We start from the raw sequence: 26,787 nt of genomic DNA on the forward strand, positions 1-26,787 counted from the left end.
GGGCCAGGGGCATTGGGGGCCCCGGGCAGCGGTTGCCAACCGGTGCAGCGATTACCGGGCCGCCGGCAAAAAGGCCGGGGCAGCCCAGGCCGACCCCACCCCTACGGAACCGGCCGCTTGGCTGGATGCACTTTTTGCTGCGAGCTTTGCTGCATGACGTTCTTCCGCTACTTATCGTTTTTACTTCTCCCCCTGGGGGCCCTGGCCCAGGGGCCCGCCGCGCCGGCCACGCCCGTGCAAACCGGCGTGTCGGCGGCGCTGGCGAGGCAGCGGGCGCAGGCGTTGCGGCGCGTGGCCTACGAGTTGCACTTCACGTTACCCGGCCCCCCCACGCTGCCCGTGGCGGCCACCGAAACCGTGCGCTTCGAGCTGCGCGCGGCCCCTGCCGATTCGTTGGTGCTCGACTTCAAGGCGCCCGCCGGGGCCGTGCAGCGCCTGGCGGTAAACGGCCAGTTGGTGCCGCCGGTGCAGCGGCGCGAGCACGTGCTTATCGCGCCGCGCTACCTGCGCCGGGGCCCCAACGCGTTGGAAATCACCTTCATGGCCGGCAGCCGGTCACTGAACCGCAACCCCGAATTTGCCTACACGCTGCTGGTGCCCGACCGCGCCCGCACCGTGTTTCCGTGCTTCGACCAGCCCGATCTGAAGGCCACGTTTGCCCTCACGCTCACGCTGCCCGCGGCCTGGCGGGCGGTGGCGAATGGGCCATTGGCCGACTCGGCCCGGGCCCCCGGCGGCCTCAAAACCTACCGCTTCGCCCCTTCCGATACCCTCAGCACCTACCTGTTTGCCTTCGCGGCGGGCAAGTTTCGCACCCTGGCCAGGGAAATGGACGGGCGGCCGATGCACTTCTATTACCGCGAAACCGACACTGCCAAGCTTGGCCGCAGCATGGGGCCCATCTTTGATATTCAGGCCGGGGCCCTAAAATTTTTACAAGACTACACGCAGCGACCGTACCCGTTTCAGAAGTTCGATTTTGTGGGCATCCCCGACTTCCAGTACGGCGGCATGGAGCACCCAGGCGTGATTGATTACAAGGCGTCGGCGCTGTTTCTGGACGGTGGGGCCACCCGCGAGCAGCTCAACGGCCGCGCCAACCTGCTGGCCCACGAAACGTCCCACATGTGGTTCGGCGACCTCGTGACCATGCGGTGGTTCGACGATGTGTGGACCAAGGAGGTGTTCGCCAACTTCATGGCCGACAAAATCAGCACGGTTACGCAGCCCGACGGCAACTTCGACCTCAAGTTCCTCACCGACCACTACCCCGCCGCCTACGCCGTGGACCGCACCGCCGGGGCCAATCCCATCCGCCAACCCCTTGATAACCTGCAAGCCGCGGGCTCGCTCTACGGCAACATTATCTACCACAAAGCGCCCATCATGATGCGCCAGCTGGAGCACCTGATGGGCCCCGACGCCTTCCGCGACGGCCTGCGCGAATACCTGAAACGCTACGCCTACGGCAACGCCACCTGGCCCGACCTCATCGCCATCCTCGACGCCCGCACGCCCGCCGACCTCCAGGCCTGGAACAAAGTGTGGGTGAACGAGCCCGGCCGGCCCGTGTTCGCGTACCAGCTGCGCACGGCGCGGGGTAAAATCAAGTCTTTCATTATCAGCCAAAAAGGCGAAGACGGCAGCCGCCGCGCCTGGCCCCAGGCCTTCACCGTGGCGCTGGTGTACGCCGACCGCGTAGACGAGCTGCCCGCGAACATGCTGGGGGCCCAGCTGCGCCTGCGCGCCGCCGAGGGTCGCCCCGCCCCGCAGTACGTGCTGCTCAACGCGTTTGGCGAGGGCTACGGCCTCTTCCCGCTGGATGCGCAAGCACTGCCGCACCTGGGCGAACTCAAAAACCCGGTGATGCGCGCCGCCGCTTACATCAACCTGAACGAGAACCTGTTGGCGGGCCAGGCTGGGGCCCCGGCGCAGGTGCTGGCCCTGCTGCGCCCGCTGCTGGCCCACGAGCCCGAGGAGCTGAACCTGGGCCTGCTGCTCGACCAGGTGGCCAACGTTTTCTGGCGCTTCACCCCGCCCGCCGAGCGCCCCGCCCTGGCCGCGTCGCTGGAGCCCGAGCTATGGGCCGCCGTGCAGCAAGTGGGGCCCCCGAACCTCAAGAAGCTGCTGCTCAAAGCCTACGCAGGCCTGGCCCTCAGCCGCGAAGCCCAGGACCGCCTCCACGAAATCTGGCAGACCAAGCAGCCGCCCGCCGGCGTCGTCCTCACCGAGGACGACTATACCGACCTGGCCGCAACCCTGGCTGTGCGCGCCTACCCGGGTTACGCGCAGATTTTGCAAACCCAGCTGGCCCGCATCCAAAACCCCGACCGCCGCCAGCGCCTGCAATACCTGCTGCCTTCTTTGTCAAATGATGTGGCGGTGCGCGACGAGTTTTTCGCCAGCTTATCCGACGCCAAAAATCGCGAAAAAGAAGCCTGGGTGGCCTCCGCCCTCGCCTACCTGCACCACCCGCTGCGGGTGGCCGATTCGGAAAAATACCTTCCCCAAAGCCTGGCTCTAGTAGAAGAATTGCAGCGCACAGGCGATATTTTCTTCCCCCAAACCTGGCTGGCGGCCACGCTGCGTTGGTACCGCACGCCCACAGCGGCGGCTACGGTGCGGCAGTTTTTGCAGGAACGCCCAAATTACCCCGCACCGCTGCGGGCCAAGATTGAGCAGTCGGCCGACAACTTGTATCGGGCCGCCAAGCTGTAGCCTGGACTCTGCGAGTCCAGGCTACACCAGTGCCACCAGGGCTTGCAGCAGGGGCCCCGGGCGGGCCGCCAGGTAGGCCACGCATTGCGTGAGCACCACTTCGGCCGTGCCGGCGGGCACGCGCAGCGGCCGCGCCACCACGCCCGGCACCCGCTCCAAATCGAAAAACGAGGGCACGAAGGCGATGCCGATGCCTAGGCTGACGAGGTTGCTGAGCAACTCCAGCGACGATACTTCCTGCACGATGGCCCCGCGCCGGCTGAAGCCCGCCTGCTGGCAGAGGTGCTCAATCTCGTCATATACCGGATGCAGCGGGCGGCTGATTTCCACCCATTTCTCGTGCGCCAGGGCCCCCAGCGGCACTTCGGGCAACCCCGCCAGCGGGTGGGCGGCGGGCAGGGCCACGGCCAGCCCGCCCTGGCCGAAAGGCCGGGCCGCCAGCTCGGTGTGCAGCAGCGGCAACAGGGTAAGGCCCAGGTCGATGGTTTCGACCAGCAGCGCCTCCTGCACGGCACGGAAGGTGGGCAGCTCGTGGAGGTGAAACTGCACGTCGGGAAAGTGCTGGGCGAAGCGCTGTACGATGCCCACCAGGCGGTCGGGGCGCAGCAGCTGGTAGTAGCCCAGCTCCACGGTTTTGTGGGGGGCCCCCACACGACGCACCGTTTCGATGGCCTCGCGGCTGAGGCGTAGCAGGCGCTGGGCATCGGCCAGAAACGCGGTGCCGGCCGCGGTGAGCACGACTTTGCGCTGGCGGGTGCGCTGCTGGTGGTCGAACAGCTCGACGCCCAGCTCGCGCTCCAGCAGCTGAATTTGCTGGCTCAGGGCCGGCTGCGACACGCACAGCCGCTCGGCCGCCCGACCGTAGTGCAGCGCGGTGGCGACCTCGGCGAAATAACGCAGCTGGCGAAGTTCCATACCCGCAAATCTCCATAAGAAATTCTTATTGGCGTCATAAGGAACCGATATTGGACTTGGGGCCCTAACGGACGTTAGTATTGCGTAATATCAACTGGTCGGTTTCTGATTCGTACTGGCCGAAAGGCGGTCGTGATCATCTGGCGTCCGCGCAGTCGAAGCATCTCTACTACGGTAGTAGTCAATTGGTTTATTGAGCGGTAGAGATGCTTCGACAAGCTCAGCGTAACATCAGTAATTAATACCAGTCAGCCCGACTAATACCTACTAATCCGCCCCTTCATCCCACCCAAAAGCCATGGAACCCCAAGTAGCCCAAGCCCTTCAGCAGCGCGCCGCCGCCGATTTCCTGCCCCTGCTCGGCACCGACCACCTCGAATTTTACGTGGGCAATGCCAAGCAAGCAGCCTACTACTATAAGGCCGCCTTTGGGTTCCAGACGGTGGCTTATGCGGGCCCCGAAACCGGCGTGCGCGACCGCGCCAGCTACGTAGTGCAGCAGGGCAAAATCCGGCTGGTGCTGACGACGGCTATGCACTCCGACCACGAAATTTCGGCCCACGTGCGCCAGCACGGCGACGGTGTTAAAATCCTGGCCCTGTGGGTGGACGACGCCTACGCGAGCTACGCGGAAACCATGAGCCGCGGGGCCCGCAGCTACCAGGAGCCCCGCACCCTCACCGACGAGCACGGCGAGGTGCGCACGGCCGGCATCTACACCTACGGCGAAACGGTACACCTTTTCGTGGAGCGCCGCAACTACCGGGGCCCCTTCATGCCGGGCTACGTGGCCCAGGAATCCAGCTTCAACCCCGCCCCCGCCGGCCTGCTGCACGTGGACCACTGCGTGGGCAACGTGGGCTGGAACCGCATGAACCCAACCGTGAAATGGTACGAGGACGTGATGGGCTTCGCCAACATCCTAAGCTTTGACGACAAGCAGATTACGACCGAGTACTCGGCCCTGATGAGCAAGGTGATGAGCACCGGCAACGGCTTCGTGAAATTCCCCATCAACGAGCCAGCCGAGGGCAAAAAGAAGTCGCAGATTGAGGAGTACCTGAATTTCTTCGAGGGCGAAGGTGTACAGCACATTGCTGTGGCCACCGACGACATCATCGGCACGGTACGCGAGCTGAAAAGCCGGGGCGTAGAATTCCTGAACACGCCCGACAGCTACTACGACAATCTGCGCGCCCACGTCGGCCACATCGACGAGGACGTGGAGGCCCTGCGCGCCCTGCGCATCATGGCCGACCGCGACGAGGAAGGCTACCTGCTCCAGATTTTCACCAAGCCGGTGGAAGACCGCCCCACGGTATTCTTCGAAATCATCCAGCGCAAAGGTGCCAAAAGCTTCGGCGCCGGCAACTTCAAAGCCCTGTTCGAGAGCCTGGAGCGCGAGCAGGACCGCCGGGGGAATCTGTAGGTGTTGGCGGTTTTACCAGCAAAAAAAGGCCGTCATGCTGAGCGCAGCCGAAGCATCTCTACCGCAGCAGTAACCCATGATTTAGTGAGCGGTAGAGATGCTTCGGCTGCGCTCAGCATGACCGCCCAAGGGCCCCAATAGCCCATCCTTCCCAACCCAAAATCCCCATCCAAATGCCTATTTACCACAAGCTTGGCCAGCTGCCGCACACGCGCCACACGGTATTTGAGAAGCCTGCAGGTGGGCTCTATTATGAGCAGCTGTTCGGCACCATTGGCTTCGAGGGCACCTCGTCGTTGATGTACCACCTGCGCCGGCCCACGATGGTGAAGGAGGTGCTGGGCGCGACGGACGTAACCCCGAAGATTGCGGTCGAGAAGAACATCAAAGCGCGCTTGCTAAAAGGGTTTCAGGTAGCGCCGCAGGACGACTACCTGGCGGCCCGGACGCCGGTGCTGGTGAACGGCGACGTGCACGTTTCGCTGGCCGCGCCGCGCCAGTCGCTGACGAGCTACTTCTACAAAAACGCCGACGCCGACGAGCTATTATTTATCCACCGGGGCCCCGGCACGCTGCGCACGCAACTGGGCAACATCCGCTTCGAGCCGGGCGACTACCTACTGATTCCACGCGGGGTTATTCACCAGATTGACTTCGATACCGCCGATAACCGGCTGCTCATCACCGAATCATTCCACCCCATTTACACGCCCAAGCGCTACCGCAACCATTTCGGCCAGCTGCTGGAACACGCGCCCTACTCGGAGCGCGACTACAAGCTGCCCGGGGCCCTGGAAACGCACGACGAGCTGGGTGACTTTGTCATTAAAATAAAAAAGCAGGGTGTGCTGCACGAACTGCTGTACCCTTCGCACCCGTTCGATGTGGTGGGCTGGGACGGGTACAACTACCCGTACGGGATGAACATCCGGGACTTCCAGCCCATAACCGGCAAGGTGCACCAGCCGCCGCCCGTGCACCAGCAGTTTGAGACCAAGGCGTTTGTGGTGTGCTCATTCGTGCCGCGGCTCTTCGACTACCACCCGCAGGCCATTCCCGCACCCTACCACCACTCCAACATCGACTCCGACGAGCTGATTTATTACGTCGACGGCGACTTCATGTCGCGCAATAATATCGCGCCGGGCCACCTCACGCTGCACCCCGGCGGCATTCCGCACGGGCCCGCGCCGGGGGCCTACGAGCGCAGCATTGGCAAAACCGGCACCGACGAATGGGCCGTGATGATTGACACCTTCCGGCCCCTGATGCTGACCGAAGCCGCCATGGCCCTGGACGACGGCGCATACTACAAATCGTGGCTGGAACCGCTCATTTAATCTAAAAAACGTCATGCTCATCTAGCGTCCGCGCAGCCGAAGCATCTCTACTGCGTAACTAAGTACTCACGCATAAGTAAGCGTATTGAATTGAACGTCATGCTGAGCGCAGTCGAAGTATCTCTACCTCGTAAGTAAATAATTACTATTGCGGTAGAGATGCTTCGACTGCGCTCAGCATGACCGCCTTTTTTGCTACGGTTACTTTTGCGCGACTACTTAATCATGATTCCTGCCGCGGGAAAATTGCTTCGGCTGCGCGGACGCTGGATGAGCATGACGGGCATGAAAATCCTTATGAAAGAACTACTCGCTCAGTTTGAGCAGAAGCGCCCCGAAATCGTTTTTGAATGGCAGGACCCCGAAACCGAAGCCGAAGGCTGGGTGGTGATTAACTCGCTCCGGGGCGGGGCGGCCGGCGGCGGCACCCGCATGCGCAAGGGCCTGGACCAGCGCGAAGTAGAGAGCCTGGCCAAGACGATGGAAGTGAAATTCACCGTGTCGGGGCCCGCCATCGGCGGGGCCAAGTCGGGCATCAACTTCGACCCCCAGGACCCCCGCAAGCGCGGCGTGCTGGAGCGCTGGTACAAGGCCGTAATTCCCTTGCTGAAAGCTTACTACGGCACCGGTGGCGACCTGAACGTGGACGAAATCCACGAGGTCATTCCCCTCACCGAAGAATACGGCCTCTGGCACCCGCAGGAAGGCGTGGTGAACGGCCACTACCACGCCACCGAGCCCCAGAAAATTCAGAAGCTCGGCCAGCTCCGCCAGGGCGTCGTGAAGGTGCTCGAAGACGCGGCCTACTCGCCCAGCCTGGCCCGCAAGTACACCGTGGCCGACCTCATCACCGGCTATGGCGTGGCCGAAGCCGTGCGCCACTACTACGCTTTGTGGCCCGGCGCGGCGGTGGCCGGCAAGCGCGTCATCGTTCAGGGCTGGGGCAACGTGGGCGCGGCGGCGGCTTACTACCTGGCCAGCCAGGGGGCCCTCATCGTGGGCATTATCGACCGGGCCGGGGGCCTGCTGCGGCCCGCCGGGCTGCCGTTGGAGGAAGTCAGGGCCCTGTTTCTGGGCCGCGACGGCAACGCGCTGCACGCGCCCGATTTGCTCTCGTTTGCGGAAGTGAACCAACAAATATGGACGGCCGGGGCCGAAATTTTCGTGCCCGCCGCCGCCTCGCGGCTCGTAACGCAAGCGCAGGTAGAAACTCTGGTAGCCAGCGGCCTGGAGGTTATTTCGTGCGGGGCCAACGTGCCGTTTGCCGACCCGGCCATCTTCTTCGGGCCCACCGGCGAATGGGCCGACGCGCACTGCGCCGTCATTCCCGACTTCATCGCCAACTGCGGCATGGCCCGCGTGTTTGCCTACCTGATGGAAACCGGCGCCGAAATCACCGACCAGGCTATTTTCCAGGACGTGTCGCGCATCATTGAGGCGGCGTTGGCCCGCACCCACCGGCAGAGCGACGCACCCACCGGCCTGGCCCAGCGCTCATTCGAAATGGCGCTGCGACAGCTGGTGTAGCCGGAGGCGGGGCCAAACAAAGCGCGGCGGTACGGCGTTGTGGCCGGGCTGGCGTATTATTGGGGACCGCCCCCGCCGCCCCAGCTCACTTTCGTTTTATGCGCTCCATCCCACTCTTTCCGCTCAACCTCATCGTGTTTCCGGGCGAAAAGCTCAACCTGCACATCTTCGAGCCCCGCTACCGCCAGCTGGTGCGCGACTGCCTGGAAGGCGATATTTCGTTCGGCATCCCGCCTTTTCTCGACAACCAACTGAGCGAGCTGGGCACCGAAATGCGCCTGGTAAACGTAGAAAAATCGTACGCCAACGGCGAGCTGGACATCCGCAGCCGTGCCGTGGGCGTGTTCCGGCTGCGCAAGTTCGAGCGGCAGGCCCCGGGCAAGCTCTACGCCGCCGGCCAAATCGAGGAGGTCGTGCAGGACGAAGAATCCGACCCGCTGCTGCGCCAGGTCATTACGGCCCAGGTGCGCCAGCTCTACGAAGCCCTGGGCCTCAAAAAGCTGCTTCTAGAGCTGGCCCCCGACTACCAAATCTTCGATATTGCCCACCACGTGGGCTTCAGCACCGAGCAGGAATACCAGCTCCTGGCTACCACCAGCGAGCTGGAGCGCCAGCACCTGGTGCGCGAGCACCTCGACCGCACCCTGCCCGTAGTGCTGGAAACCGAGCGCCTAAAAGAGCGAGTACGCCTGAACGGCCACTTCAAAGAGCTGATTCCCCCTAATTTCTAGACCGTAGATTAAGTGGATTTAACGAATAAGAACGGATTCCGACTGCCTTTAAATATCCGATAAGTAGTGGGTCCAGGGCCCCGGCTTCAACCAGCGCATCGTTAAAACCCAAGCAAAAATGCCACTCAATGAGTGGCATTTTTGCTTACAATTAGAAACCCTTTGAAATCCGTTCTTATCCGTTGAATCTGCTTAATCTGCGGTTCAGAAACTATTGCTTTAGTCCCGCCGGCACGCCCTGGGGAAATTCCTGGCTAATTTCCTGCTGCAAGCGGCCAATGCGGTTGCTGGGGTTGGGGTGGGTACTGAGGAACTCGGGCTGGCCGCCGCTGCCGCCTTTGCTGTCGAGCATCTGCATCACTTTGATCATGGCGCGGGGATCATAGCCGGCCTTGGGGGTGAGCTGCACGGCCAGATCGTCGGCCTGCAGCTCGTCTTCACGGCTGAAATTCAGGCCTACTACTTTCACGATGGCGGCGGCTACGGCGGCGCTGGCCACCGAGCGGCCGGGATTGTTGGGGTCGTAGCTGGCGATGGTGGCGGCCCCGGCCAGGCCCTGGGTGAGGTTGGACTTGGCCACTTGCTGGGCCGAGTGGCGGGCAATGACGTGCCCGATTTCATGCGCCAGCACGCCGGCCAGCTGGCCTTCCGAGGTTAGGTTTTTCAGCAGGCCCTGGGTAATGAATACTTGCCCGCCGGGTAGCGCAAAGGCGTTGATGGTCTGGTCGTCGGCTAGCAGGTGGAACTGGAATTTGTAGGGCGACTGGCCGGCCTTGGTTTGGCTGATGAGGCGCTGGCCTACCTGCTGCACGGCCTGCGTGGCCTGGGCGTTGGTGCTTTCGCCGCCGTACTGCTGCTCCATGCTGGGGGCGGCTTGCAGGCCCAGGGCAATTTCCTGGTCGGGCGTCATGCCGCCCACGTGCTGGGTTTCGCCGGTTACTTCATTTTTTGAGGTGTTGAAAAAGTAGCCCAGCAGCGTGACGGCCGCCACGATGAGGCCGATAATAAAGCGTAAGTTGAGGCGCATGGCCAAACAAGAAAAAAGGGGTGAGCAAACCGGTGGCAAATTTTGCCGCCGGGCCTTTTAACGCGCAGCCGGCTCCGGGGTTATATAGGGCCCCGGCGATACTGCCGCAGGTTCGCGGCGGCGGGGCCACCTTTGCGGCGGTTTCCCGTGTTCCTCCGCCATGCACCCTTCGCCGCCCGTTTCCGTTTTTTTTCGCCTGGCCCGCCTGGCCCGCTGGGTGGGCCCCGTGGCTGTGGGGCTGGCCCTGGCCGGCTGCGGCCACGCCCTACCCCCGCTGCCCGGCTTCGACCCCGTGGCTTGGCGCGCCGATAAGTACGGCTGCCAGGGCCACCGGCTGGCGCTGCTGCCCACCCTGCTCAAAGCGCGCGAAAAGCTATACCTCACCCGGGCCGACGACATCAATGCTATGCTCGGCCAGCCCGACGAAGAGGAGTTGCGCGAGGGCACCGAAAAAGCGTACATCTACTACCTCGTACCGGGGCCCCAATGCGCACCCGGCCACCGCCGCTCAGCGGCCCCGTGCCTGCGCCTGCGCTTCGGCCCGCTGGGCACCGTCACCGAAATCCTGGTCGACCCCACGGCGAAAGTCGGCCAATAGGTTTTGGCAGCAGCTTTTTCCGGGCCAATGATCGGTATATTTTTACAAGGCCGGTTCCGCAGCAACGCCTCAGGGGCCACTAGCCGCGGGGGCCCCAACGCACAAAAAAGGGTCCCGCCGGATAACCGGCGGGGCCCTCTTATATTCTTACTACCGGTGGTTTAGCCGCGGCCGTTGCCCGTGTCGGCGGGCATAACGGGGGCCCCCTTCTCTTGGTGCAGCTGGGCGAGCTGCGAGGGCGAAAGGATGCGGCTACACTCCTGGTCGTACTGGGCGTCGAGCTCGGACAAACGCGTAGCGCGGCCGGGCTCATCGGGTTTGAAGTAGGTGTTGATTTCCCCAAGCTGGGCCACGCGGGTGCGGTTCACATTAAACAGCTTCGCGTACTGGCCTTCGTTGAGGTGCAAGCTATTAGCCATCTGCCGGGTGAGAGCCGTGGCTTCGGCATTGAACACAGAGATGTTCGGTACGGCGCGCTCGATGGATGTGCGGTCAACGAACTGGGCGCGAGCCGGCACGTAGGCCAGGGCGAACAACACGAGCAGTACGGAAATCTTAGCTTTCATAAAGTAATTATTAAAAGAAATAAAGAGAGGATTAGGGAGCTTCGTGGGAAAGAAAAAATAAATATTCGGATTGTTAAAAAGTCCAATGCTAAATCCGGGGCCCCACGGGTGGGAAGCCGGCCGCAATACGCTTAGCTGGCCCTTTTGTGTTCCATTTATTAGTCGTTTTCTACAAGTTTGTTCAATAATACAAAAAAAAACCAGTTCCGTACAGAACTGGCTATGAATCACTGAAAAGTGCAACGCCAACGCGCCGTTAATCCTTGCTTTTCATGGGGTCAGGCATGTCTTGCTTGAAGTATTGCATGGCAGTGAGGGAAGTGATGACGCCCGTCATGGTGCCCATGAGGATAATGGCCAGAAACGCCAGCACCACCGACAAGTCGAAGCCAAATATGTCGCGGACGCGGGTCAAGTCCATGGCGTGGGGCACCGCCAGGGTGAGCACAATGAAACCGAGGCCCAGCACCACCGACGCAACCAGCGCCGTAACTATGCCCGTGCTGAATCCGTCGAAGTAGCTTAATTGGCCGTTGGTGTCTTTGGAGCGGCGGGCAATGGCCAGCGTGGTGCCGCCCGCCAGCATTAGCAGGTCGAGGCTGCCCGCTTCGATGCGGCCAAAGAAACCGAGCCGCGCTGCCACAGCGGTGTACGCAACGAGCACGACCCCGGTGAATATGCCCATGCTGAAAGTACTTTTTGGGGAGGTAGAAGGAGCCGTGGCCATAAGGAAGAGCAGGTAAGGTGAGAAAAAGTACCTAGCTATACTGCCTTTGCGGGCCGGAAGTTGGGCCCTGGGCCGGGCGGGCACCATTTAGGCGGCGGAGCGGTTCTGAGACGGCCCCGGGCGGCGCGGTTTCAGACCGGGCCCGCCGTGCGTAAATTTGGGGCCCCGGGGCCCCGGCCGCCCCTTCCGTTTGTCATTCTCAACTTTCTGTTTTCATGATTTCAACCTCCAACGTGAGCCTGCGCTACGGCAAGCGCGTGCTGTTCGAAGACGTTACCGTTAAATTCCTGCCCGGCAACTGCTACGGCCTCATCGGGGCCAACGGCGCGGGCAAGTCCACGTTTCTCAAGATCCTCTCCGGCGAGCTGGAGCCCAACACCGGCGCCGTGGAAATGCCCGCCGGCCAGCGCCTGGCCGTGCTGAAGCAGAACCAATTTGCCTACGACGACCAGCAGGTGCTGCACACCGTTATTCAGGGCCACCAGCGCCTGTTTGCGGTGATGAGCGAGAAGGACGCGCTCTACGCCAAGGCCGACTTTTCGGACGCCGACGGCGAGCGGGCCGCCGTGCTCGAAGGTGAATTTGCCGACCTCGAAGGCTGGAACGCCGACTATGAAGCCGCCGAGCTGCTCAGCGGCCTGGGCATTACCGAAGACAAGCACTACTCGCTGATGTCGGACCTCGGCGCGAGCGAAAAAGTACGCGTGCTGCTGGCCCAAGCTTTATTTGGCAACCCCGACGTGCTGCTGCTCGACGAGCCGACCAACAACCTGGACACCGAGAGCGTGCTGTGGCTGGAAAACTTCCTCGACGGCTTCCAGAACACGGTGATTGTGGTGAGCCACGACCGCCACTTCCTCGACGCCGTGTGCAATTACATGGCCGACCTGGACTTCTCGAAGATTACCATGTACCCCGGCAACTACTCGTTCTGGTACGAGAGCAGCCAGCTGGCTCTGCGCCAGCGCCAGGACGTGAACAAAAAAACCGAGGACAAGCGCAAAGAGCTCGAAGAGTTTGTGCGCCGCTTCTCGGCCAACGCCTCGAAGAGCAAGCAAGCCACCTCGCGCCAGAAGCTGCTGCAAAAGCTGACGCTGGAGGAGATTAAACCCTCGTCGCGCCGCTACCCGTACATCGCCTTCAAATCGGAGCGCGAGCCCGGCAACCAGCTGCTGACGGCCGAAAACCTGAGCGCCAAGGTGGACGGCAAAACGGTATTCAAGAACGTGAGCTTCTCGCTGGACAAGAGCGACAAGGTGGCCATTGTGGGCCGCGACGACCGCGCTGCCTCCCTCCTGTTCGACATTTTATTTGGCGAAACCACGCCGGCCACCGGCGAGTACAAGTGGGGCACCACCATTACGCCCAGCTACTTCCCCAAGGAAAACAACAGCTTCTTCCAGTCGGGCGAGATGAACCTAGTGGACTGGCTGCGGCAGTATTCCATCGAGAAGGACGAGAGCTTCGTGCGCGGCTGGCTGGGCCGGATGCTGTTCTCGGGCGAAGAGTCGCAGAAGAAGAGCAACGTGCTGAGCGGCGGCGAGAAAGTGCGCTGCATGCTGAGCAAGATGATGCTGGAAAGCGGCAACGTGCTGGTGCTCGATGACCCGACGAACCACCTGGACCTGGAGTCCATCCAGGCCCTGAACAACGCCCTGCGCGACTACCCGGGCGCCATGCTCTTTGCCTCGCACGACTTGCAGTTCATCGACACGGTGGCCAACCGCATCATTGAGCTGACGCCCGACGGCATAATTGACCGGCGCATGAACTACGAAGAATACCTGGCCGACGAAACGCTGAAAACCCAGCGCCAGAAAATGTACCACCTGGCGTAATCTTTGCCGCGGTGGGTGGGCACGAAACGCGCCCACCCGCCGTTTAGAGCCCTGGCTGCCAACGATTTTCTGCGCTTTACCCCTCACGCACCATTCATGAAATATTCGCTGCTTGCGCTGCTCGCGCTCGGGCTCACCATCGGGCGCGCCCACGCCCAGGAACGCCCCGTGCTGGGGGCCCCGCCGGTGGTGCTGCCCGCGCCGACGGCGCCCGCACCCGCCCCGGCCCGGCCGGTGGATGCTGCCCCCACAGCCCCCGAAATTCCCGTGTACACGGCCCCCGGCACCCGGCCCACCCAGCCTGCGGTGCAGCCCCAAACGCAGCCGCCCGTCATCATCGAGCCCAGCAACAGCAGCCCCTCGGGCCTGGAGCTGCCCGGCCGCGAGCAGGCCCGCAAGGCGGCCCAGCAGCACGCCGAGCAGTACACCCGCTTCTTCATCTACAGCGGCTTTGGGCTGGGCTACAGCTCGTTCAGCGGCATCAGCCAGTTCAGCGGCAGCCTCTCGCCGGCGCTGGGCATCCGCCTGACGGACCGCATCTCGGTGGGCCCCGGCATTAGCTACGCCTACAACAACTACGGCTTCGGCAACTACTACGGTGGGGGCCCCACCACCCACATCAGCACCAACAATATCGGGGTGAAGGTATTCGGGCAGGTGCGGGTCATCGACCAGTTTTTTGTGCATGCCGAGTACGAAACCACTCGCGCCCAGCTGCTGGAGCAGGACCAGAACGGCAACCTGACCGGCCGCACCGTGTCGCGCACGGTGCAAACGCCGCTGGCCGGCGTGGGCTACCGCTCGCAAATCAGCAACCGCGCGGCGGCCGACATAGTAATCCTCTATAATTTCCAGGACGGCTACAACAGCATTTATTCCAACCCGGTCATCCGGTTCAACTTCCTGTTCAACATCGGAAAATAGGGCTACGGCCGCGCACAAAAAAGCCCTTCGGCCGTGGCCGAAGGGCTTTTTTGTGATTTCCAGTTGAGTCTTTTTTCCCGTTATACCGCGTTGCGGCCGCTGATGACGCGGAACAGGATGGCAATGATGGCAATCACCAGCAGAATGTGGATGAGGCCATTGCTTTGAATGCCAGCGCCCATTATCCCGAAAAAGCCCAGGGCCCAGATGATGATGCAGATGACGGCGATGATGTACAGCAGGTTACCCATGGCGATGTGGAGGAGAGGAATGATGAGGAATGGCGGAAGAAAGTATTGTGGGCCTTGTACGGCGGATGTTTTAAAAAGATATCAGGTTTTAAAAACGTTTAGGCCAGACCCTAAACGGGGGGCTCCAAAGGAGCAGAGCGTAGCTTTGCGCCTTCCCTCCCATCTTACTTCCCCTCCTTATGAACATCGCCGTCATCGGCTCCGGCACCATGGGCAACGGCATTGCCCACGTATTTGCGCAGCACGGTTTTGCCGTGGCGCTCGTCGACATTAGCCAGCCGGCCCTGGACCGGGCCCTGGGCACCATTGCCAAAAACCTCGACCGCCAGGTAACCAAGGGCACCCTGGCCGAGACCGACAAAACCGCCACCCTGGGCCGCATCCGCTCTTTCACGACCATTGCCGAAGGCGTGGCCGAGGCCGAGCTGGTGGTGGAAGCCGCCACGGAAAACGCAGACCTCAAGCTCCAGATTTTCCGCGAGCTGGACCAGCACGCGCCCGCCGGGGCCCTGCTGGCCAGCAACACGTCGTCCATCTCCATCACCAAAATTGCGGCCGCCACCCAGCGCCCCACTCAGGTAATCGGGATGCACTTCATGAACCCCGTGCCAGTGATGAAGCTGGTGGAAGTAATCCGCGGCTACGCCACCTCCGACGAGACGACGGCCCGGGTGATGGATTTGTCGCGCCAGCTCGGCAAAACGCCCACCGAAGTGAACGACTACCCGGGCTTCGTGGCCAACCGCATCCTCATGCCGATGATCAACGAGGCGATTATCAGCCTGTTTGAGGGCGTGGCCGGCGTGGAAGAAATTGACACGGTGATGAAGCTGGGCATGGCCCACCCCATGGGGCCCCTGCAACTAGCCGATTTCATTGGGCTCGATGTGTGCCTGGCCATTCTGCGGGTGTTGCACGAGGGCCTCGGCAACCCCAAGTATGCTCCCTGCCCGCTGCTGGTGAACATGGTGATGGCCGGCCGCCTAGGCGCGAAGTCGGGCGAGGGTTTCTACCAGTACACCGCCGGCTCGAAAAACTTGGTGGTGGCCCCCACCTTTACCAAGTAGCCCTGCCAGGCTTTCCCAACGACGGTCGTTGACAAGTAGGGCCATTGCATCAAATGCGTAGTTAGCGTTTTAGCTATTGAGCTAAAAAAGTGCACTTTGATTCTGGCATTCAGAAGGCCTTTTCCTCCACTAAATCCATTCAGGGAGTGAGTCTCGTGTTCCAGCAAAGCAAGAGGTTACCGAGCACTTTAATTTAACCGCAAGGCACTATCAGTCAATTTATTGCTTTTTATTATTTCGACTATAAAACTCATAACTGCGTGTTTGGTGCAATGGCTCTACTTTAGATAAAGAGAGATTTTTGGCGGTGGTCCAAAGCAGGATGATACCGGACCTTTAGTTTGTTAATTAAGTCAGCTTAAAAACACGTCAGGAAAGCTGGAAGGACGAATATTCAGACATCATAAATTGAGTGAAATACCGAAATCATCTCGCTTTGGACCACCGCCAGATTTTTTAATTAGAATTGGTGAGTAGGCTTTATAGAAATTGTGGACCGCTTAATTCTTGTATCGCTTTGCACACTTCCTTTAAAAGCAGCCCATCCACAACCAGCGCACCACCCTTCTATAATTACACCAGCTCCGTCACCTCGCGCACACCCACTGGCCGGGCGGCCGTAAAGCCTTCCCCAAACTCCACCCCGATAATGTGTCCGAACTCACGAGCCCGCGCTTCCATGAAGCGCTCGAACTGCTGGCCCGACAGGTACGTGGCGGGGGCCCCGGGGTCAGCGTTGGGGTTGAAAAATTGGCTGCCGAAGGCGTGGATGGCGTCCCACTTGCCCGGCCAGTAGGGCGTGATTTCCACCACGAAAGCGGGCGTCAGCCACTGGTCCTGGATGTAGTGGTACACTTTGCGGGGCCGCCAGGGAGCCTGGGGCTGGCCGTGCTCGTCCAGCGTTTCGATCATGCGCAGGCCGCTTAGGAAGCAGGCATCAATGGCCAGCTGGGCCCCCTTGCCGTGGTCGGGGTGGCGGTCGGCCACGGCGTTGCACAGCACCACGTCGGGCTGGTAGCGGCGCAGGGCGGCGATGAGCGGCAACTGGTGCTCCCGGTCGTTGCGGAAAAAGCCGTCGGGTAAGCCCAGGTTTTCGCGCACGCTCAGGCCCAGGATTTGGCTAGCCGCAGCGGCTTCAGCGGCGCGAATCTCGACGCTGCCGCGGGTGCCTAGCTCACCGCGGGTGAAGTCGACCACACCAATGGTTTTGCCCGCCGCGCGGGCCGCCAATAGCGTGCCGGCGCACGACATTTCCACATCGTCGGGATGGGCCCCCAGGGCTAGGACGTCCAGTTTAATCATGGGTAATGCGGAGTTAAAGGTTGCCGTACTTGCTATTGCACGCCCATTGGGTAGCGCATGTACATCAATGGGGAATAACGGGCTCCGCCGAAAACATCCGTGCGCCTCTTGCCATCGGCGGCCGGCCCCGGGGCCCTACTTAATGCGCAGCTTCTTGCCAGGTTGCAGCTTTTTGACGCCCGGGTTCAGGCGCTTCAGCGTACTCAAGCCGATGCCGTATTTTTCGGCCACTTCCGAGAGTGTGTCGCCGGAGCGCACGCGGTGCGTTACCACTATGCGGGCAGCTCGCGGCTCGCCGCGGCGGCTACTGCCCCCACTGCTGCGCCGGCCGCCGGTGAGGCTGCCGCCACCGCGCTGCAGGGCCCGGCTGTAGTAATTAAACAGCGCCGAGGTGATGGTGAAGTTGTCCTTGCGCAGCTTGTTGTCGGGGAAGTCGTAGAGCTGAATCGGGTTGATGGGGTTACCCTGGTAGCGCACCTCGAAGTGCAGGTGCGAGCCCGAGCTGTGACCCGTGCTGCCGCCGTAGGCAATGAGCTGGCCCGCCTTCACAAAAGTACCCACCGGCACCAGGGCCTTACTGAGGTGGCCGTACAGCGTTTCGAGGCCGTTGTAGTGGCGCACAAGCAGGTAGTTGCCGTAGCCCGAGCCGTCCCACTTGCTAATGCGCACCACGCCGTCGAACACGGTCTTCACCGAATCGCCGGTTTCCAGGTCTAGGTCAACGCCAAAGTGCCAACGGTAGCCCCGAAAGCCGAAGCCCGACGTGATGGGCGTCGCCGCCATCGGCATCTGGCTGAACCGCTCGCGGCTGGTGTCCGTCAGCTTCAGGTTCACCGAGTCGCGGAAGCGGCGGCCGTCCACGTGGTAGGGGTTGATGCTGTGCGTGTCCCAGATGGAATAATAGCCCGCCACCTTCACCCACGACGAGTCGATGAGTACTTCCTCCGACATTTCCACAATCTCCTGCCCGCCCTCGTTGAGCGTGGTGGTGTCCTCGCTCACAATGCTCAGCTTCTTGGCCGGGTTGAAGCGCAACGACTTGGCCGCGTCGGAGTTATCGTCGTGGATTTCCTCCGTTTCGATGATCGTCGTGGTGTCGGGCCGCACGTACTTCATGCGCGGGGTTTTCACCCGGAAAAAGTCCGACCGCCGGCCAGTACGCTCATTCTTGGGATGCGTGGGCCGGCGGCCCTGGGCCCCCACCGGGGTAGTGCCCAAGCCAGCCAGCAGCAACACAGCCAGCACCACAGGGCGCCAAAATTTTAAGTGAAAACTCAGCAAAAGCAGGGAAGCAAAGCGAAAACCAGAATTAATGCAGGCCCATGGTCGCCAAGTAACGCTCGGCGTCGAGGGCAGCCATGCAGCCGGTGCCAGCCGCCGTCACGGCTTGGCGGTAGGTGAAATCCTGCACGTCACCGCAGGCAAATACGCCATCAACGTTGGTTTTGCTTGTACCGGGCAGCGTCTTGAGGTAGCCCTGCTCGTCGTGGTGCAAGTAGGGCTGGAATATCTTGGAGTTCGGATCGTGCCCAATGGCCACAAAAAAGCCCGTCAGCGCGATTTCCCGCGTTTCGTGGGTCAGCAGGTTTTTTACCCGCACGCCTTCCACGGCATGCTCGCCCAGAATCTCATCGGTGGCCGTGTTAAACAGCACCTCGATCTTGGGGTTGTCGAGTACGCGCTTTTGCATAATTTTCGAGGCTTTCATCTCGCTTTTCCGCACAATCATGGTCACCTTGCTGGCCAAATTAGCCAAGTAGGTAGCTTCCTCCGCGGCCGTGTCTCCGGCGCCCACAATAGCCACCTCCTGGCCCCGGTAGAAGAAACCGTCGCACACGGCGCATGCCGACACGCCCGAGCCGTTCAGCCTAGCTTCCGACGGCAGCCCCAGCCACCTGGCCGAGGCTCCGGTGGCAATAATTACGGCGTCGGCCGTCAATTCTACCGTTTCATCGATGGTAATTTTGTGCGGGTGCCCTGAGAAATCCACCTTCGTGGCAATGCCGTAGCGGATGTCGGTACCGAAGCGAGTGGCCTGTTTTTTCAGGTCCTCCATCATCTCGGGGCCCATTATACCGTCGGGGTAACCAGGGAAATTCTCCACATCACTCGTGATGGTGAGTTGCCCACCGGGCTGCAGGCCCATGTACATTACGGGGGCCATGTTGGCCCGGGCTGCGTAAATGGCTGCGGTGTAACCTGCAGGGCCCGAACCAATAATCAGGCACTTATGGTGTTTAGACATGTTGTGATGAGGGCCCTTGGGGCCATAGCATGGGGCCCGGGGCCCCAAAAATGTGTAAGAAACAATGCGACGCCGACAACCCCGCCGCTAGCAAAAAACCCCAACCTTACAGCTGGGGTTTCATGCATTGCAAAATTAAGTGGAATTAACCTAAATAAGGCTTCAGCGCCTTCGAGCGCGAGGTGTGGCGCAGGCGGCGAATAGCCTTTTCTTTGATCTGACGCACCCGCTCGCGGGTCAGGTTAAACTTCTCGCCAATCTCTTCCAGCGTCAGCGCAGCTTCGCCGTTCAGCCCGAAATACAGGGTGATAACGTCAGCCTCGCGCTTAGTGAGCGTGCTCAGAGCCCGCTGCACTTCCTTGCGGAGCGAGTCGTTCATCAGGGCCATATCGGGCGACTCTTCGTCTTCGTTTTCGAGCACGTCGAGCAAGCGGTTTTCTTCGCCTTGCACAAACGGCGCGTCCACCGACACGTGGCGGCCTGAAATCTTGAGCGTGTCCACTACTTCCGAGGTGGTCAGCTCCAGCACTTCAGCAATTTCCTCAGGCGAGGGCTCGCGCTCAAACTTCTGCTCCAGCTCCGAAAATGACTTGCTGATTTTGTTCAGCGAGCCTACTCGATTCAAGGGCAGGCGCACAATGCGACTCTGCTCGGCCAAGGCTTGGAGGATGGATTGGCGAATCCACCATACGGCGTACGAGATAAACTTAAAGCCACGGGTTTCGTCGAAACGTTTGGCAGCTTTAATCAAACCCAGGTTTCCCTCGTTGATGAGGTCACCGAGGCTAAGCCCTTGGTTTTGATACTGTTTTGCCACCGACACCACGAAGCGCAGGTTGGCTTTGGTAAGCTTTTCCAGCGCCTGCTGGTCCCCGTCGCGGATGCGCTGGGCCAGGGTCACCTCCTCGTCGGGGGTGAGCAAATCCACTCGGCCAATCTCCTGGAGGTACTTATCCAGCGACTGGCTTTCGCGGTTGGTAATCTGCTTGCTGATTTTTAACTGTCTCATGGAAAGAGGTAAAGGCGATAACCAGGGTTAATAGTTGACAAAGAATAAAAGCTAACGATAGGCCGGGAGTCAAAGGGAATCAACAGGCTTCCTTTGATGAAAGTTCGGGCTTAGCGTTACGCTTGGCCGTTGTCCGCAGCCGCGCCCTCAGGCTTCGGCAGCAGCACTTTCCGCGAGAGGCGGTACTTGCCGGTTTTCTTATCAATGTCCACCAGTTTCACGTCAATCTCCTGGCCCACTTCCAGCAAGCCTTCAAGGCTTTGGATGCGCTCGTGCGTCACTTCCGAGATGTGCAGCAACCCGTCTTTGCCAGGCATAATCTCCACGAACGCGCCGTAGGGCTGGATGCTGCGCACCTTGCCTTTGTAAGTTTCGCCGATTTCCGGCTGTGCCGCAATGGCCCGGATGCGGTCGATGGCTCCCTGCATATCGGTCTGGTTGGCCGCGTAAATGCTCACGTGACCTTTCTCGTCCTTCTCCTCGATGATCACCGTGGCGTTGGTATCCTTCTGGATCTGCTGGATAACCTTGCCGCCCGGCCCGATGATGGCACCGATGAATTCTTTGTCAATCAGCATTTTATGCGAGCGGGGCGTATGGGCCTTCAACTCAGCAGCCGGCGCGTCGATGGTTTTGGCCATTTCGCGCAGAATGTGCAGGCGGCCTTCGCGGGCCTGGTGCAGGGCAGCGGTCAGAATCTCATTGCTCAGGCCCTGGATTTTAATGTCCATCTGGCAAGCGCAAATGCCTTTCTCGGTGCCCGTCACCTTAAAGTCCATGTCGCCGAGGTGATCCTCATCACCCAGAATATCCGAAAGCACGGCGTACTCGCCAGTTTCCTTGTCCTGCACGAGGCCCATGGCAATGCCGGCCACGGCGGCGCGCACTTTCACACCGGCGTCCATCAGCGCCAGCGAACCGGCGCACACCGTCGCCATTGAGCTGGAGCCGTTCGACTCCAGGATGTCCGACACGATGCGGATGGTGTAGGGGTTTTCGTCATCGGGGGGCAGCACTTGCTTTAGGCTGCGCATAGCCAGGTTGCCGTGGCCGATTTCGCGGCGGCCGGCGCCACGGTTGGGTTTCACCTCACCAGTCGAGAAACCGGGGAAGTTGTAGTGCAACATGAACTTCGAGTAGCCCTTGGTCAGGGGCTGGTCCACAATCTGCTCGTCGAGCTTGGTGCCAAGCGTGGCCGTGGTCAGGCTCTGGGTTTCGCCACGGGTGAAGATAGCTGAACCGTGGGCCCCCGGCAGGTAGTTAATTTCCGACCAGATGGGGCGAATTTCCGTCAGCTGGCGGCCATCGAGGCGTACCCGGTCTTTCACCATCATGTCGCGGATGGCCTTCTTCTCAGCCGACGAGTAGTAGCGGCTGAACATCTTCATGTCTAGCTCGGGCTGCTCGGCCAAAAGCTTGTCAAGAAACGCTTTTTTCACCCCAGTAAAGCCTTCCTTACGGCCGGCTTTGCTGGTGTTGCCCCCCCGAGCCACATCGTAGGCGCCCTGGTAGATGCCCTGGTGAATGAGCTGCTTCAGCGCGTCGTTTTCCTCGTACTTCGGGTACTCGCGGGGCTGCGACTCTGGCGTACGGCCCACGGCCTCAGCCAAATCCTTCTGCAATTGCACCTGGGCCTTGATGGCCTCGTGGCCGAAGGCAATGGCGGCCACCATTTCCTCCTCGCTCACCTCATGCATCTCGCCTTCCACCATGGCCACCGAGTCGCCGGTAGCACCCACGATGAGGTCCATGTCGGCGCGCTTCAGGTCGCTGGTTTTGGGGTTGATCTGAAACTGGCCGTCGATGCGGGCCACGCGCACTTCCGAAATCGGGCCGGCAAACGGAATGTCCGAAATTGAGAGCGCGGCCGAAGCCGCCAAGGCCGCCAGGGCATCCGGCTGCACCTCTTTATCGGCCGAGATAAGGGTGATCATCACCTGCACCTCGTAGTGGTAGTCCTTGGGGAACATCGGCCGCAGGATGCGGTCGACGAGGCGGCAAATCAGGATTTCGTAGTCCGACAGGCGGCCTTCGCGGCGCTGAAACGAGCCGGGGATTTTGCCAGCCGAGCCGAATTTCTCTTGGTAGTCAACCGACAGGGGCAGAAAATCAACGCCGTCGCGCTGGCTGGGGGCCGATACCACGGTGGCCAGCAGCATGGTATCGCCGAGGCGAACCACTACGGCCCCGTCGGCAAATTTGGCCAGCTTGCCGGTTTCAATGGAGATCTGGCGGCCGTCGGGCAAGGCCAGGGTTTTAATAATAGCGTGGGGAGCGGGCATTCAGTTGGAGAAGAGAGAATAAGAGACAGGAGAAGTGAGAACCGCGGGGTGGGAGCGTGGCGTAACCGCTGAACGCAAAAGCGCAGCTTATTGCTCCCGACTCACTTCTCGCAACAGGCAAAAAAAAGAGTAGGGAACCTCCCACTGGAAGGCTCCCTACTCTCAAGCATTGGACTTACTTACGGATGCCCAGCTCTTTGATAATGGCGCGGTAGCGGTTGATTTCGCGGTGCTGGAGGTAGTCCAACATGCGGCGGCGCTTGCCCACCAGTTTCAGCAGACCCAAGCGGGTGCTGTGGTCTTTTTTATTCACCTTCAAGTGCTCCGTCAGGTGGTTGATGCGGTGGGTGAAGAGGCCAATCTGAGCCTCGGCCGAGCCGGTATCGGTTTTAACGTGTTGCAGGCTATTCTTTTCGAAAATCTCCTGTTTTGTTTCGGTGGTCAGTTTCATCGGCGGATAGGGCTGGGCCCCGTCTTGGATTTAAAAAATGAAAAAATGCATCCCGCATTTCGGGGTGTCGCAAAGGTATGCCGTTTAATTAAATAATTGGCAACAAAAATTGCCCCGGGGCCCTATTCTTCGCCCTCGGGCTTTGTGATCCGGCGCAGGCCCGGCAGGCCCAGGCGCCGGGGCAGCCGCCGCCAAAAGTCTACTTCCAGCAAACCCGAGTCGTTGTAAGCCTGGAACAATAAAAATAGCCCCACAGGCAGCAGCACCAGGTTGGCCATCCACACGCCTACGCCCACAGGCAGCACAAACTCCTTGGCGTACTTAGTGCCCGTGATGGTGAGCACGTAGTACACAATAAAGAACAAAATGGACACCAGGATGGGCACACCCAAGCCACCCTTCTTGATGATGGACCCCAACGGGGCCCCAATCAGGAACATGAGCAACACGGCCACCGACTGGGCATACTTGTTATAAATCTCGACGCGGTACTGGGCCGAGTCACGGGCCAGGTTATCGAGTTTATCGGCGGTGACCTTGAACGACTCGCGCAGGTTACGGGCCCGGGTGGCCGCCTGCTCCACCATGGGGGCCGTCAGCTTGGGCAAGCGGCGCACCGGTACTTGCCAATTGGCCACCCGGCGGCTAGCCGCCGCCCCCAGCGTGTCGAAGCGCAGGTACGTGTAGTAGGCATCGAGCTGGCGGGGCATTTGCTGGCGCGCCAGGCCCAGGCTGCGCTGAATAGAATCGGTACCGGCGCGCAGCTGCGGGATGGTGAGCATCATCCGGTTGGTCTGGAAGAGCTCTTCCTTCGTGCGGTTGAGGTCGAACGAGGCCAGTGAGAACGTCACCACGTTGTGGTCAAAACCCTGGCGGATGAAGCTGGCCCCGGCGCGGTTCTGGGCGTCGGGCTGCTCTACGTAGTTGTGGCCGTGGAAAAGCTCCAGGCCCAGGTAGGCCCCATTGAAGCGCGTGAACATGCGGCCCGAATCGGCCAGCATCACGGTATAGTTGCCACTCTGCTGGGTATGGTTGTAAATCATCACCCCGTGCAAGCGGTCTTTGTTGGGGCCCGTCTTGCGGTCCACCTTAATGGTGTAGCCCGGGATGCCGCCGTAGAACACACCTTCGCGGATGTCAAGGGCGAGTTTTTGCTGGCGCACATCCCACAGCAAGCTGTAGGCTTTGAGGTTGGCCTTGGGCACCACCGTTTTGTTGAACCAAAACGAGGCCAGCAACAGGCCTAGGCTTACCACCAACACCGGCCGCAGGATGCGCGTGAGGGCAATACCTGAGGCCTTAATGGCCGTCAGCTCGTGGTGCTCGCCCATGCTGCCGTACGTCATCAGCGACGAGAGCAGCACGGCCAGTGGCAACGAAGTGGGCACAATCAGCACGCTCAGGAAAAATAGCAGCTTGCCAATAACCGGCAGGCCCAGGTCCTTGCCAATGATGTCGTCGAGGTACTTGAGCAGCGTTTGAGTGAGCAGAATGAACTGCACTACTGCAAACGTGAGCAGGAACGGCCCGGCGAAGGCCTTTAAAATTAGCTTATCGAGTTTCTTGATCATGCGCAGGGCCAAACAATAACGCAACCACGCCCTACCAACGGGGCAAGCGGCCAAATCGTGCGTGAGGGCCCTAGCTGTATGGTCCCGGTGTATGGGGAAGGGGGTCGCGGGTTGGATCGCGATGAAAGATAGTAGGATTTTTTCGCCATTCCGCACAAATAAATTCGTGCGGGGTTAGGCCCTTCAAGCGCTTGAGCCGCTTGGCGTAGTTGTAAGCCAGCAAAAAGGCTTGTAAGTGACTGTCTAACTGCGCGCTCGTCTCGTAGTGAAACTGCTTAATCGTGGCCTCCTTCACCGTCCGGTTCATCCGCTCTACCTGCCCATTGGTCCAGGGGTGAGCCGGCTTGGTAAAGCGCTGCTCGATGCCCCACTCGTCGCAGAGCTGACCGAAAGGATGGCGACCGACTTTCGTATGATGCGGTAAGTTTCGGAATTGAATACCGTTGTCCGTCAACAGCTTATGCACCTTGTAGGGAATCTGCGGCAAGACCCGGCGCAAAAAGTCCGTGGCGATGGCCTGCGTGGCCTGTAGCTGTAACTCGGCGAAGGCCAGCTTGCTGGTGCGGTCAATGGCCACGAATAAATACTGCTTGCCTTCTTCGGTCTGGACTTCGGCAAAATCCACGTGCAGGTAGCCCAGCTCGTAGGCCTTAAACAGCGCCTTACCCGCCCCGGCTGCCGGCTCGTCGGCTGGGGGTAAGCGGCTGATGCCGTGGCGTTGGAAGCAGCGGTGCAGGGCCGAGCGGCTCAGGTGCGGAAGCGTCTCCTGCAAGGCATAGAGGCAGTCATCGAGTGGCAGCAGCGTGTGCTGGCGGAAGAGTACAACGGCCGCCTCTTCCGCGGGGGTGAGCCCAGTGGAGGCCGGTTTGGGGCCGCGCACAGCCTCTTCCGTACTGGTACGCCGCCGCCACTTGCGCACGGTGCCCTGGGTCAGGCCCAGGCGCTTGGCTAGCGTTTGTACGCCTTCTGTACTTTGCTGGATAAGGCGCCGGGTTGCCGGCGTTGTGGTGGCGCAGCCGTGTGGTACTTTTCCCATCGAGTTGCCTGAAAGCTACGACAAAAGTCCCCTTTCCCATCCCCTGGGACTATACACCTAGCCCCCTACTTGCTCGCGCAGTCTGGCCACGAGCCCGTCCCAGAGCTCGCGCTGTTCAGCGGCTTGGGCCGAGGAATAGTCCACGACGTGCAAAAACACCTCGTCCGTCACTTCCGACGAGTGCAGGGTGAATTCCACGTAGCTGGGATCGGCCGAGATGGCATGCTCTGGCCCCGAAAACACGTAGCGCGCGGCACGGTTGAGGCGCTGGGGCCCAACTTCTGCGTAGTGGTTCTCGCGGTCCCACACAAAGTTCAATCGCCCACCCGCTACGTGGTTCACATCGTCGCAAAACCACCGGGCCAGGCCCGCAGCCGTAGCCAAGTAAGGAAACAGAATTTTAGGCGAGGCATTGATGGAGAAATCCCCCACAAACCGCGTTTTGGTTTGGGTATCAGGCATAGCCATGGCACTAAACAATTAAGAACGAGGATCCCGACCCAGTAAAGGGCCAGTGACACAGAAAAATCTACAATATTGGGGCCCTATTTGCGGGAAAGCCATTTTTTCATTACCTTTGCACCCATAAAACCCGGCGGGGTAGCTCAGTTGGTTAGAGCACAGGATTCATAACCCTGAGGTCGGCGGATCGTACCCGCCTCCCGCTACGTTTAAAAACCGTGTTGGCCTTGTGCCAGGACGGTTTTTTTATGGCCCAGGAGTTCAAATCCAGCGTGAAGCTTGCTTGATAAGAGGCAGTGCTAAAACTCCCCCGAAGCAAGAAAACGCCGCGCCTTGCGGCACCGGCGTTTTCCTGGTGGTAATGGGGCCGGGCGTGGATTATTTAATCTTCTCCACAATGCCCTGGAAGGCAACCGGGTGGTTCAGGGCGAGGTCGGCCAGCACCTTGCGGTTCAGTTCAATGCCAGCCTTCTTCAAACCGCCCATCAATTGCGAATACGACAGGCCGTGCTGGCGAGCACCGGCATTAATACGCTGAATCCAAAGGGCGCGGAATTCGCGCTTCTTTACCTTGCGGTCGCGGTAGGCGTAAAGTAAGCCTTTCTCAACGGCGTTCTTGGCAACGGTCCACACGTTTTTGCGACGGCCGTAATAGCCTTTCGCCAAACGCATGATTTTTTTGCGGCGGTGGCGCGAGGCCACGTGGTTGACACTTCTTGGCATAACCTAGATTGTTTTTGGCAGCCGGCGTCACTGCACGGCGGCAGTGGC

At 60.6% G+C, this 26,787-nt stretch carries 24 protein-coding genes and 1 tRNA gene; 10 read left to right on the forward strand and 15 right to left on the reverse strand.

Annotation, left to right across the window (positions count from 1 at the left end; translation table 11 throughout):
- Positions 1 to 153: 153 nt before the first annotated feature.
- The gene (locus DDQ68_RS05890; RefSeq protein ID WP_109655479.1) at positions 154 to 2,718 is read left to right on the forward strand and encodes a M1 family metallopeptidase; all 2,565 of its coding nucleotides are present in this window, start codon (positions 154 to 156) and stop codon (positions 2,716 to 2,718) included.
- Between the two features lie 21 nt (positions 2,719 to 2,739).
- Here the strand turns inward: DDQ68_RS05890 and DDQ68_RS05895 are convergent, their stop codons facing one another.
- Entirely contained in the window at positions 2,740 to 3,633 is an 894-nt protein-coding gene (locus tag DDQ68_RS05895; RefSeq protein ID WP_109655480.1) for a LysR substrate-binding domain-containing protein, read from the reverse strand.
- A 298-nt stretch (positions 3,634 to 3,931) separates the two neighbouring features.
- Here DDQ68_RS05895 and hppD point away from each other — a divergent pair, with 298 nt between their 5' ends.
- The 4 genes from hppD to DDQ68_RS05915 all read left to right on the forward strand — a co-directional run bounded on the left by hppD (position 3,932) and on the right by DDQ68_RS05915 (position 8,660).
- A complete protein-coding gene (gene hppD / locus DDQ68_RS05900) occupies positions 3,932 to 5,062 on the forward strand; it encodes a 4-hydroxyphenylpyruvate dioxygenase (RefSeq protein WP_109655481.1) in 1,131 nt (376 codons plus the stop codon).
- 173 nt (positions 5,063 to 5,235) lie between these two features.
- A complete protein-coding gene (locus DDQ68_RS05905; protein WP_109655482.1) occupies positions 5,236 to 6,402 on the forward strand; it encodes a homogentisate 1,2-dioxygenase in 1,167 nt (388 codons plus the stop codon).
- 297 nt (positions 6,403 to 6,699) lie between these two features.
- Positions 6,700 to 7,929 (forward strand): Glu/Leu/Phe/Val dehydrogenase dimerization domain-containing protein, encoded by a 1,230-nt coding sequence (locus DDQ68_RS05910; protein ID WP_109658325.1) that lies wholly within the window; start codon positions 6,700 to 6,702, stop codon positions 7,927 to 7,929.
- A gap of 98 nt (positions 7,930 to 8,027) precedes the next feature.
- The gene (locus DDQ68_RS05915; RefSeq protein WP_109655483.1) at positions 8,028 to 8,660 is read left to right on the forward strand and encodes an LON peptidase substrate-binding domain-containing protein; all 633 of its coding nucleotides are present in this window, start codon (positions 8,028 to 8,030) and stop codon (positions 8,658 to 8,660) included.
- 211 nt (positions 8,661 to 8,871) lie between these two features.
- Here the strand turns inward: DDQ68_RS05915 and DDQ68_RS05920 are convergent, their stop codons facing one another.
- A complete protein-coding gene (locus DDQ68_RS05920; protein WP_109658326.1) occupies positions 8,872 to 9,687 on the reverse strand; it encodes a M48 family metallopeptidase in 816 nt (271 codons plus the stop codon).
- Positions 9,688 to 9,847: 160 nt separating this feature from the next.
- On the opposite strand from DDQ68_RS05920, the gene DDQ68_RS22635 reads away from it, so the two are divergent.
- Positions 9,848 to 10,285 carry a hypothetical protein gene (locus tag DDQ68_RS22635; protein WP_162549888.1) on the forward strand — a complete coding sequence of 146 codons (438 nt, stop codon included), beginning with the start codon at positions 9,848 to 9,850 and terminating at the stop codon, positions 10,283 to 10,285.
- Between the two features lie 161 nt (positions 10,286 to 10,446).
- On the opposite strand, the gene DDQ68_RS05930 is transcribed toward DDQ68_RS22635, so the two are convergent.
- The gene (locus DDQ68_RS05930; protein ID WP_109655485.1) at positions 10,447 to 10,851 is read right to left on the reverse strand and encodes a hypothetical protein; all 405 of its coding nucleotides are present in this window, start codon (positions 10,849 to 10,851) and stop codon (positions 10,447 to 10,449) included.
- A 256-nt stretch (positions 10,852 to 11,107) separates the two neighbouring features.
- Positions 11,108 to 11,536, reverse strand: a complete 429-nt coding sequence (locus DDQ68_RS05935; protein ID WP_109655486.1) for a hypothetical protein — start codon at positions 11,534 to 11,536, stop codon at positions 11,108 to 11,110.
- Between the two features lie 257 nt (positions 11,537 to 11,793).
- On the opposite strand from DDQ68_RS05935, the gene DDQ68_RS05940 reads away from it, so the two are divergent.
- Both DDQ68_RS05940 and DDQ68_RS05945 read left to right on the forward strand, forming a co-directional pair.
- Positions 11,794 to 13,416 carry an ABC-F family ATP-binding cassette domain-containing protein gene (locus tag DDQ68_RS05940; RefSeq protein WP_109655487.1) on the forward strand — a complete coding sequence of 541 codons (1,623 nt, stop codon included), beginning with the start codon at positions 11,794 to 11,796 and terminating at the stop codon, positions 13,414 to 13,416.
- A 96-nt stretch (positions 13,417 to 13,512) separates the two neighbouring features.
- On the forward strand, positions 13,513 to 14,340 hold the full coding sequence (locus tag DDQ68_RS05945; RefSeq protein ID WP_109655488.1) for a hypothetical protein: 828 nt from the start codon (positions 13,513 to 13,515) through the stop codon (positions 14,338 to 14,340).
- 80 nt (positions 14,341 to 14,420) lie between these two features.
- On the opposite strand, the gene DDQ68_RS05950 is transcribed toward DDQ68_RS05945, so the two are convergent.
- Positions 14,421 to 14,591 (reverse strand): lmo0937 family membrane protein, encoded by a 171-nt coding sequence (locus DDQ68_RS05950; protein WP_109655489.1) that lies wholly within the window; start codon positions 14,589 to 14,591, stop codon positions 14,421 to 14,423.
- Positions 14,592 to 14,770: 179 nt separating this feature from the next.
- Here DDQ68_RS05950 and DDQ68_RS05955 point away from each other — a divergent pair, with 179 nt between their 5' ends.
- A complete protein-coding gene (locus DDQ68_RS05955; protein WP_109655490.1) occupies positions 14,771 to 15,658 on the forward strand; it encodes a 3-hydroxybutyryl-CoA dehydrogenase in 888 nt (295 codons plus the stop codon).
- Positions 15,659 to 16,231: 573 nt separating this feature from the next.
- On the opposite strand, the gene bshB1 is transcribed toward DDQ68_RS05955, so the two are convergent.
- From bshB1 to DDQ68_RS06000, 9 genes are all read right to left on the reverse strand, one after another.
- Positions 16,232 to 16,960: a bacillithiol biosynthesis deacetylase BshB1 gene (bshB1, locus tag DDQ68_RS05960; RefSeq protein ID WP_342767440.1), complete on the reverse strand. Its 729-nt coding sequence runs from the start codon at positions 16,958 to 16,960 to the stop codon at positions 16,232 to 16,234.
- A gap of 135 nt (positions 16,961 to 17,095) precedes the next feature.
- Positions 17,096 to 18,208: a peptidoglycan DD-metalloendopeptidase family protein gene (locus DDQ68_RS24225; RefSeq protein WP_281271086.1), complete on the reverse strand. Its 1,113-nt coding sequence runs from the start codon at positions 18,206 to 18,208 to the stop codon at positions 17,096 to 17,098.
- A gap of 61 nt (positions 18,209 to 18,269) precedes the next feature.
- On the reverse strand, positions 18,270 to 19,205 hold the full coding sequence (trxB, locus tag DDQ68_RS05970) for a thioredoxin-disulfide reductase (protein ID WP_109655491.1): 936 nt from the start codon (positions 19,203 to 19,205) through the stop codon (positions 18,270 to 18,272).
- Between the two features lie 145 nt (positions 19,206 to 19,350).
- Complete coding sequence (locus DDQ68_RS05975) at positions 19,351 to 20,214, reverse strand: sigma-70 family RNA polymerase sigma factor (protein ID WP_068231931.1); 864 nt, start codon at positions 20,212 to 20,214, stop codon at positions 19,351 to 19,353.
- Between the two features lie 116 nt (positions 20,215 to 20,330).
- Positions 20,331 to 22,496 (reverse strand): polyribonucleotide nucleotidyltransferase, encoded by a 2,166-nt coding sequence (pnp, locus tag DDQ68_RS05980; RefSeq protein WP_109655492.1) that lies wholly within the window; start codon positions 22,494 to 22,496, stop codon positions 20,331 to 20,333.
- A gap of 175 nt (positions 22,497 to 22,671) precedes the next feature.
- Positions 22,672 to 22,947: a 30S ribosomal protein S15 gene (rpsO, locus tag DDQ68_RS05985; protein WP_109655493.1), complete on the reverse strand. Its 276-nt coding sequence runs from the start codon at positions 22,945 to 22,947 to the stop codon at positions 22,672 to 22,674.
- Between the two features lie 122 nt (positions 22,948 to 23,069).
- The gene (locus DDQ68_RS05990) at positions 23,070 to 24,518 is read right to left on the reverse strand and encodes an LptF/LptG family permease (RefSeq protein WP_245897334.1); all 1,449 of its coding nucleotides are present in this window, start codon (positions 24,516 to 24,518) and stop codon (positions 23,070 to 23,072) included.
- Positions 24,519 to 24,588: 70 nt separating this feature from the next.
- Positions 24,589 to 25,554 (reverse strand): IS481 family transposase, encoded by a 966-nt coding sequence (locus tag DDQ68_RS05995; protein ID WP_109655494.1) that lies wholly within the window; start codon positions 25,552 to 25,554, stop codon positions 24,589 to 24,591.
- Between the two features lie 57 nt (positions 25,555 to 25,611).
- Positions 25,612 to 26,016, reverse strand: coding sequence for an START-like domain-containing protein (locus tag DDQ68_RS06000; protein ID WP_109658330.1), 405 nt, complete (start codon positions 26,014 to 26,016; stop codon positions 25,612 to 25,614).
- A 132-nt stretch (positions 26,017 to 26,148) separates the two neighbouring features.
- Here DDQ68_RS06000 and DDQ68_RS06005 point away from each other — a divergent pair.
- A tRNA-Met gene (locus DDQ68_RS06005) sits at positions 26,149 to 26,222 on the forward strand.
- Positions 26,223 to 26,394: 172 nt separating this feature from the next.
- Here DDQ68_RS06005 and rplT read toward each other — a convergent pair.
- Entirely contained in the window at positions 26,395 to 26,739 is a 345-nt protein-coding gene (rplT, locus tag DDQ68_RS06010) for a 50S ribosomal protein L20 (RefSeq protein ID WP_109655495.1), read from the reverse strand.
- Positions 26,740 to 26,787: the final 48 nt, after the last annotated feature.

It is taken from the genome of Hymenobacter nivis (genome assembly GCF_003149515.1).
Lineage (GTDB): Bacteria > Bacteroidota > Bacteroidia > Cytophagales > Hymenobacteraceae > Hymenobacter > Hymenobacter nivis.

Coding starts and splice junctions, on each gene's coding strand:
- DDQ68_RS05890 (WP_109655479.1), top strand. CDS start 154: ATGACGTTCTTCCGCTACTTATCGTTTTTACTTCTCCCCCTGGGGGCC.
- DDQ68_RS05895 (WP_109655480.1), bottom strand. CDS start 3,633: ATGGAACTTCGCCAGCTGCGTTATTTCGCCGAGGTCGCCACCGCGCTG.
- hppD (WP_109655481.1), top strand. CDS start 3,932: ATGGAACCCCAAGTAGCCCAAGCCCTTCAGCAGCGCGCCGCCGCCGAT.
- DDQ68_RS05905 (WP_109655482.1), top strand. CDS start 5,236: ATGCCTATTTACCACAAGCTTGGCCAGCTGCCGCACACGCGCCACACG.
- DDQ68_RS05910 (WP_109658325.1), top strand. CDS start 6,700: ATGAAAGAACTACTCGCTCAGTTTGAGCAGAAGCGCCCCGAAATCGTT.
- DDQ68_RS05915 (WP_109655483.1), top strand. CDS start 8,028: ATGCGCTCCATCCCACTCTTTCCGCTCAACCTCATCGTGTTTCCGGGC.
- DDQ68_RS05920 (WP_109658326.1), bottom strand. CDS start 9,687: ATGCGCCTCAACTTACGCTTTATTATCGGCCTCATCGTGGCGGCCGTC.
- DDQ68_RS22635 (WP_162549888.1), top strand. CDS start 9,848: ATGCACCCTTCGCCGCCCGTTTCCGTTTTTTTTCGCCTGGCCCGCCTG.
- DDQ68_RS05930 (WP_109655485.1), bottom strand. CDS start 10,851: ATGAAAGCTAAGATTTCCGTACTGCTCGTGTTGTTCGCCCTGGCCTAC.
- DDQ68_RS05935 (WP_109655486.1), bottom strand. CDS start 11,536: ATGGGCATATTCACCGGGGTCGTGCTCGTTGCGTACACCGCTGTGGCA.
- DDQ68_RS05940 (WP_109655487.1), top strand. CDS start 11,794: ATGATTTCAACCTCCAACGTGAGCCTGCGCTACGGCAAGCGCGTGCTG.
- DDQ68_RS05945 (WP_109655488.1), top strand. CDS start 13,513: ATGAAATATTCGCTGCTTGCGCTGCTCGCGCTCGGGCTCACCATCGGG.
- DDQ68_RS05950 (WP_109655489.1), bottom strand. CDS start 14,591: ATGGGTAACCTGCTGTACATCATCGCCGTCATCTGCATCATCATCTGG.
- DDQ68_RS05955 (WP_109655490.1), top strand. CDS start 14,771: ATGAACATCGCCGTCATCGGCTCCGGCACCATGGGCAACGGCATTGCC.
- bshB1 (WP_342767440.1), bottom strand. CDS start 16,960: ATGATTAAACTGGACGTCCTAGCCCTGGGGGCCCATCCCGACGATGTG.
- trxB (WP_109655491.1), bottom strand. CDS start 19,205: ATGTCTAAACACCATAAGTGCCTGATTATTGGTTCGGGCCCTGCAGGT.
- DDQ68_RS05975 (WP_068231931.1), bottom strand. CDS start 20,214: ATGAGACAGTTAAAAATCAGCAAGCAGATTACCAACCGCGAAAGCCAG.
- pnp (WP_109655492.1), bottom strand. CDS start 22,496: ATGCCCGCTCCCCACGCTATTATTAAAACCCTGGCCTTGCCCGACGGC.
- rpsO (WP_109655493.1), bottom strand. CDS start 22,947: ATGAAACTGACCACCGAAACAAAACAGGAGATTTTCGAAAAGAATAGC.
- DDQ68_RS05990 (WP_245897334.1), bottom strand. CDS start 24,518: ATGATCAAGAAACTCGATAAGCTAATTTTAAAGGCCTTCGCCGGGCCG.
- DDQ68_RS05995 (WP_109655494.1), bottom strand. CDS start 25,554: ATGGGAAAAGTACCACACGGCTGCGCCACCACAACGCCGGCAACCCGG.
- DDQ68_RS06000 (WP_109658330.1), bottom strand. CDS start 26,016: ATGCCTGATACCCAAACCAAAACGCGGTTTGTGGGGGATTTCTCCATC.
- rplT (WP_109655495.1), bottom strand. CDS start 26,739: ATGCCAAGAAGTGTCAACCACGTGGCCTCGCGCCACCGCCGCAAAAAA.